Annotated in this window: 9 protein-coding genes; 7 read left to right on the top strand and 2 right to left on the bottom strand. The window is 43.4% G+C overall.

From position 1 onward, the window contains the following. Positions 1 to 744: 744 nt before the first annotated feature. From CKO12_RS13755 to CKO12_RS13725, 7 genes are read left to right on the top strand one after another with little or no spacing between them, the layout of a single operon-like run. Positions 745 to 1,506, top strand: coding sequence for a hypothetical protein (locus CKO12_RS13755; RefSeq protein WP_200155297.1), 762 nt, complete (start codon positions 745 to 747; stop codon positions 1,504 to 1,506). Between the two features lie 20 nt (positions 1,507 to 1,526). Further along, a complete protein-coding gene (locus CKO12_RS13750; protein WP_200155296.1) occupies positions 1,527 to 1,772 on the top strand; it encodes a hypothetical protein in 246 nt (81 codons plus the stop codon). Positions 1,773 to 1,782: 10 nt separating this feature from the next. Next, positions 1,783 to 2,301 (top strand): siphovirus Gp157 family protein, encoded by a 519-nt coding sequence (locus CKO12_RS13745; protein WP_200155295.1) that lies wholly within the window; start codon positions 1,783 to 1,785, stop codon positions 2,299 to 2,301. Positions 2,302 to 2,335: 34 nt separating this feature from the next. Beyond that, positions 2,336 to 2,572 (top strand): hypothetical protein, encoded by a 237-nt coding sequence (locus CKO12_RS13740; RefSeq protein ID WP_200155294.1) that lies wholly within the window; start codon positions 2,336 to 2,338, stop codon positions 2,570 to 2,572. An 11-nt stretch (positions 2,573 to 2,583) separates the two neighbouring features. Then, positions 2,584 to 2,811, top strand: a complete 228-nt coding sequence (locus CKO12_RS13735) for a hypothetical protein (protein ID WP_200155293.1) — start codon at positions 2,584 to 2,586, stop codon at positions 2,809 to 2,811. Positions 2,812 to 2,814: 3 nt separating this feature from the next. Continuing rightward, the gene (locus CKO12_RS13730; protein WP_200155292.1) at positions 2,815 to 3,096 is read left to right on the top strand and encodes a hypothetical protein; all 282 of its coding nucleotides are present in this window, start codon (positions 2,815 to 2,817) and stop codon (positions 3,094 to 3,096) included. Between the two features lie 43 nt (positions 3,097 to 3,139). Continuing rightward, the gene (locus tag CKO12_RS13725) at positions 3,140 to 5,137 is read left to right on the top strand and encodes a UvrD-helicase domain-containing protein (RefSeq protein WP_207146388.1); all 1,998 of its coding nucleotides are present in this window, start codon (positions 3,140 to 3,142) and stop codon (positions 5,135 to 5,137) included. A gap of 228 nt (positions 5,138 to 5,365) precedes the next feature. Here CKO12_RS13725 and CKO12_RS13720 read toward each other — a convergent pair whose 3' ends face one another. Both CKO12_RS13720 and CKO12_RS13715 read right to left on the bottom strand, forming a co-directional pair. Beyond that, complete coding sequence (locus CKO12_RS13720; protein ID WP_242466353.1) at positions 5,366 to 5,614, bottom strand: type II toxin-antitoxin system TacA family antitoxin; 249 nt, start codon at positions 5,612 to 5,614, stop codon at positions 5,366 to 5,368. 322 nt (positions 5,615 to 5,936) lie between these two features. Continuing rightward, on the bottom strand, positions 5,937 to 6,628 hold a 692-nt coding region (locus CKO12_RS13715; protein WP_207146387.1), incomplete at its 5' end, for a helix-turn-helix domain-containing protein.

Raw genomic sequence — 6,628 nt, 5'->3', positions numbered from 1 at the left:
CGGAGTAGCGATTAAAAACTGAATGTAATCTTGTTCGGTACATTTTGCAGCGTTCATCTTTGTATAGCCAAGCCAGAATAAATTGATTGCGGCACAACAGTAGGATTGAAGGTGCTGCGCCGATTTTAACAATCATTTTGTGGTGGATCGACTATATTCTAAAGCTATTTTTGGTCAACTGCGTAACTCCTACCACAGTTAGATTCGCATCAGAGCGGCAAAGAAGCCGCCACTGCAACCAAGCGCCAACCCCCTATTGATATTGCCCGATAGCGTCACTGTGAAGCCACAGGTAAGCCTTAACGCATCATCACGTCGCACCACGCTTTGTGTTCAATCGCTGTCGTGGTTTTGCATGAACTGCATACCGTCAGATTTGACCTTACCAGCCCCGTCATGGGGCTTTTTTTTGCCACTGGCAACCACCCACTTGCCCACTTGCCCACTTTGACACCCACTGACTGCCCCCCCGCCGACCCAAAGCCCAAACCCACATCATACCTTTTGAAACTATCTTTTATGGCGACAGCAATGATTTTAATTCAATTATGTTAAATTCTGATTGATTATCTCTGTATATGTCATGTGCATATGAAATGGGTTTTCAAATAATTGATAGAGATATTATAAATTAAGGATGGTTAATTCCATCCTCAATATCTGTGCTGTGCCTCCGCCTTANTGATCAAATCGGTGTCCTTCACGGGATGCCGATTTGATTGTCTCTTTAATGGAGTTCAATACATGTCGAGCCAAGAAATGGCTATCGTCATTGATGATGAGTCAACTAATCTAGCAATAAATCCGCTGGATATTCCAACAACGGTTTTCAAAAACGACCTGGCGCGGCGAAGTGAGAACAGACAACTGTTACTGAACTGGATTCGGTCATCTTTGAAAGAAGGTGTCGATTACGGTTCCATTCCCACAAAGAGAGGTTCTTCTAATAGAAAAAGCCTTTTCAAGAGTGGCGCAGAAAAAATATGCGGAATGTTAGGAATTACTGTTCATTTCCCTTCCCTGAAGGAAACAGAACAAGCATTATTAAACGGCTCGATTTTTGAAAATGTGATCGTGCGTTGTGAGTTGAAAAACATTCACGGACAAACCCTCGCAGATGGAGTTGGTGCCCGTAGTCTTAAACAAGATTATGGTGACCTGAATAAAGCATTAAAGATGGCTGAGAAATCAGCACATATTGATGCAACACTTCGCCTGGCTGGTTTATCTGAGGTCTTTACACAAGACCTTGAAGATATGAAAAACCTGAGAACGATGAATGAGAATAAACCCTCAACTTCATCTTTCGTCATTAGTGAAGAACAGCATCGGGAATTGTCCAATCACCTTACTAAGTTGAATCTGGACAATGAAAGATTCATTGCCTACTGCAATAAGATTGCAGCAGCAAAATCATTAGGATCAATACGATCCTTGAATGAATTACCTGTTGCATTGTTTGACTTCGTCATGAAGAAACTGCCAGAACTTTCTGCCGCAGCTTAATCAACTCTTTGGAGAACATCATGGAAAAGCGCGTGTTTAACCTTGCTTATGGCAAGAAATATATCACTTCTGATCATGTAGAAAAGAAGATATGGATTCAGGTCGGTCGATTGGTGATTGAGCCTGAGTCTAAGTACGGAGAACGGATTTCTATCCGTTTAGATTCACTTCCAATTGATCCTGAGTTTAATGGAATGCTTTCAGCTTTCCCTTATGAACCTCGCAATGGATCATCCAAGAACCCTGAAGACAACATCGCGTTTTAAGGAGAACAACATGAGTATTACCCTATACCAGATTGCCGATGATTATCGTGACATTCTGTCATTGATGGAATCTGATTCTGCTGATGATCCAGCAACGCTTCACCAATTGGTGCAAGACACACTGGATCAATTGCAACTGGATGACCAATTCACGGACAAGGCATTAGCAGTGGCTTGTTATACCCGTGAATTAGAATTGGAAGCTGAAGCTGTTAAAGCGACAGAGACTTCCATTCGCAATCGCCGCAAGCAACTTGAATCACGTTCCGAATTCTTGCGTAATTATCTGATAACTCAACTTCAGAAAGTCAACAAGACTGAACTGAAGAGTAATCAGATTGTTGTCCGGCTTCGCAAGACACCTGCTCGAATCATTGTGGATGATGAATCAATGATCCCTGATCAATTCAAGGAAGTTGAGACCTTGACCCACATTCGCAAGAATTGGATGCAGGAAAAACTTCGTTTAGGAGTTGATTCCATCCCCGGAGTTCACCTTGAAACCGGTGTGAGTTTAACCTTGCGTTAATTCATCACTGGTTTCAATCCACTGAGGGCTGGCATTGTCAGCCCTTTTTTATCTCTCTCAATTGATGATGCGAATTGCATCAGGAGTTGTTATGCCTGAAATAACTGCATTAACACAACCATCCTATTGGTTTCCTTCAATCGACTACATTGAATATGAAGAAATCCAACGGCTTTATTGTGAGGATGATGAATCATTACCCACTGATGTTACTCCTTCGGCAATACCTGCTGAATGGAGCCAGTTCAATGATGAAGATATTCCATTCTGAGGATTCACAACATGCGTCACTTATATCAATTCGATTTAATCGAACCTCGTGATACGACCTTAACCCTTGGTGAAGATGCCACTGGCACAATCACCATGATCTTGATGGATGAACATCGTCATTGTACTCAATTCATTTTGAGCAATGATGAATTCAATCATCTGTGTGATGTGCGTTATAAGATGGAACTTGATTCTCCAATCAGATTCCAACATTTACGCCGATTAACAACGGTGTAATCCATGTCAATCACATTCAAGTTCCCATTGGGTGAAGTTGTCATTACTGAAGGCGCACATTCCGCATTACAAGAATGTGCAATATCTCCACTCTTCCTATTGTTTCGGCATCGCCAAGGCAATTGGGGAGAGATGAGTAGTGAAGACCAACAAGCAAATGATCGTGCTTTAGTGGAAGGAAACAGAGTGTTATCAGTCTATCCATTACAGGATGACTGGCGCATCTGGATCATTACTGAAGCGGATCGAACTGTTACCACTCTTCTCTTACCTGAAGAGTATTAACCCCCCTTGAGGTGCTCCGGCACCTCTTTAATTTGAGGAATCAATGATGAATCTGAATGCACTCAATCCCGCTCAACTGAAAGTGGTCACTGCACCATTGCGTAATCTACTGGTTCTGGCTGGAGCTGGTTCTGGCAAGACCCGTGTGTTAGTGGAGCGAATAGGATGGTTGATAGAACATCATCACATTCCAGTTGAATCCTTGTTAGTAGTGACATTTACCAACAAGGCAGCAACTGAATTGAAACACAGATTAGAAGCCAACCTTGATACTGCATTGAATGGGTTATGGATTGGAACGTTTCATGGATTGGCACATCGACTATTAAGGCTGCATTGGCAAGCGGCACAGTTAGATAAAGACTTCCAGATTCTCAATGCAGAGGATCAGCGTCGTTTATTGAAACGAGTGATGACAACGATGCAGATTGATGACACCACTTACCCAATCAAATGGGTGTTGAGCGTTATCAACAATGCTAAGGAGAATGGATTACATCCGCACCAAGTGGAAGTTGGAGAGGATGATGAGAAGTTAGCTGTTCTGCGCAATATCTATGCTGAATATGAATTGCAACGGCAACAGAATAAAGCACTGGACTTTGCTGACTTATTGTTGAGTGCTTATGAGTTATTGCGAGATCATCGGGATATTCGTCAACACTATCAAAGCCGCTTTCAACAGATTCTGGTTGACGAGTTCCAAGATACCAACACCATGCAATATGAATGGTTGAGGATGTTATCTACCAGCAATAACTTCATCTGTGCAGTTGGTGATGACGATCAATCCATTTACGGTTGGCGTGGAGCGAAGGTGGAAAACCTGAAGGCATTGCAACGAGATTATCAGAATGTGCAACTGCTTCGGTTGGAACAAAACTATCGTTCCACCAGCAACATTCTGAATGCTGCCAATGCTGTGATTGCAAACAATCGGAATCGATTCGGTAAGAATCTGTGGACACAACAAGATACAGGTTCTTTGATTCAATGCTATACGGCTATTGATGCCGGTGATGAAGCCCGTTTCGTGATTGATCGCATTGATCAAACATTCACCATGAATCACCGATGTTATCAAGATTATGCAATCTTATATCGGACTTCAGCACAATCACGGATGTTTGAAGAACGATTGATTCGTGCAGGCATTCCTTATCGCATCCATAATGGATTACGCTTCTTTGAAAGAGCGGAAGTTCGAGATGCGTTGGGATATTTACGCTTGATCGCAAACTGCAATGATGACCTTGCCTTTGAGCGAGTAGTGAATGTTCCGACTCGTGGAATTGGTGAACGCACGATTGAACTATTGAGGAAACACGCACAGACATTATCGGGATCGTTATGGCAAGCAACACTGGACTTGATTGCAAAGAAAGGCTTGACCAAGAAAGTCAATGAATCACTCACAGCATTTGTGGCATTGATTCAATCTCATCGCAGTGGAAAGATGACGTTGGCAACACGATTGAATCAACTGCTGAAACAGACAGAGTTGTCAGAGTTTTATCTCAAGCAACCCGATGGAAAGGGGGAGGAGCGCGTTGAGAATCTGGATCAGTTGATTGAAACAGCAGCTCGCTTTGAACGGAGCTGGGACATAGAAGATGGTGATGTTTTAACTGTGTTCCTGAACCATATTGCCTTGGAAGCAAACGAGATGAGCGATGATGACAACAACGATGCCGTGCAGTTAATGACACTTCATGCGGCAAAAGGGTTGGAGTTTCCGGTGGTGTTCCTTGCTGGAATGGAAGATGGATTATTCCCACACAGCATGTCATTACATGATCGAGAACGTTTTGAGGAGGAAAGACGATTGTGCTATGTCGGCATGACAAGAGCGATGGAACAGTTGTTTATGACTCATGCGGAAAGCCGATTGATTCACGGACGAGAATGGAATTCAAAACCTTCTCGCTTTATGAATGAGATTCCCGATGAATTCATTGAACATGTCCGCTTTAATAAGGTGGCTCAATACAATGAGGCAGTCATGCGAGTGAAAGAACGAATGGCAATGACCATGCAATAATCATTGATCGATTGGGAACATCATTAACTGGTGTTCCTGATTGATGAATGAAATCATTGAATGGGTTTATTTCATTGTGTTGATAAATGAAAGAAAACATGGCAACTGATTTTTGATTGAAACTAAAAACACAGAAATTCTGCACAAGCGACTTTCATGTCACCACTATCAGATTGAGTGAAATTGTGGTGAATCGTCAAACGTGTTGGAGCACTACAAACTGCCATTTCATGTTTCCCAAGGCACTGTCATAGTCATCAATTGCCGCAGCTTGGGATTGTCACTTGGCGGCGCATCCAATAACAGTTGAACGGCTTGAAAACTTTCAGTGTCGAGTGTCAACACGCGCTGATCCAACAACACTTCTTGCGCTTCACGACAAGCGGTTTCTAATACAAAGTCTGAGCGAGTTTTACCCAATAACTCAGCAGCTTTGTCAATGAGATCACGTTGATAACGTTGCGCACGAATGTTCATATTCGTATTGTGAATTGAGTGATTCGATAGTTGATTATCAATTGAAGATTGCATGACAATTAATTATCCCTTGTTACTAAAAAAGATGATCTCAGCTTTCATCAATTAGGATGAACAGTTGAATAAAGCTGATTGATTATAGCTGTTAAAAATGATTGATTAACTTTGTTAATAAACCCTCACTTTACCTGTATTCCAATAGCAATTGACTTTGTTGCGCAGTAGGCTAACTCAGCCTCTCAGCATGATAAGCCATTGAAAAGACAGGACAACCCAATAAAAGGTCGGCGCTGTCTTGTCACTGATGGCAATCTGTGTTATATCACGTCGTGTCAAGTAATCCACTCACTGGGTCATCTCCAGTCTGTTGGCGCGTTTCACGCCTTGTCACAACGAATTTAGAGAGAGTAATCCCGTAACAAGGGCAGACCTCGACCCGAACGATACCCGTCCCGCATGAACTCAACTCGGTTGACTTGAGAAGATTCTCGACCAGATTGACCTGAAGACGCTTGAAACCAACAGAACATAGCCCGCACGCAACACAACGAGCAGCACATCCCTCTTGAAAAACGTCACTTTCACCCGCCGGTTTTAACGTCTCACCCTCGGACCCTACGGGGGTAGGCATCAAAGACGGCGCGCTTTTGCTGCCATGGCTGACCGTGGCGTCATTGCTGTTTTTTGAGTCGGTGCGCAAGTCGTTTTGAGCTGCTCGAATGCTCCACTGGCGCACGGTCGTAGCTGTAACTCCCACCTCTTTAGCGATGGCAGCAAAGGTCATTCCTTCAGCGCGCATCTGTAGTGCTCTGTCCCGTTTCTCCCTGTTGCTGACTCGCACACCATCCAATGTGTAGTGATCCAGATAATCTTTGTCATTCATCCGATCATGTGGACGCGGTGGACGTGCTTTGTCCCGCTCCTTTCTACGCTGTGTCCGCAGCTCGTTAGGAATGATCGCCCGCAGCTCTGACTGCAACTCAGCAGGGATGATCTCTTGTATCCATTCAAATA

Origin of the sequence: Chromatium okenii, from assembly GCF_016583745.1 — a bacterium.
In the GTDB taxonomy this organism is placed as follows: domain Bacteria; phylum Pseudomonadota; class Gammaproteobacteria; order Chromatiales; family Chromatiaceae; genus Chromatium; species Chromatium okenii.
The sequence above is the reverse complement of the archived record's forward strand: the minus strand, read 5'-3'. Positions and strand labels throughout refer to the sequence as shown.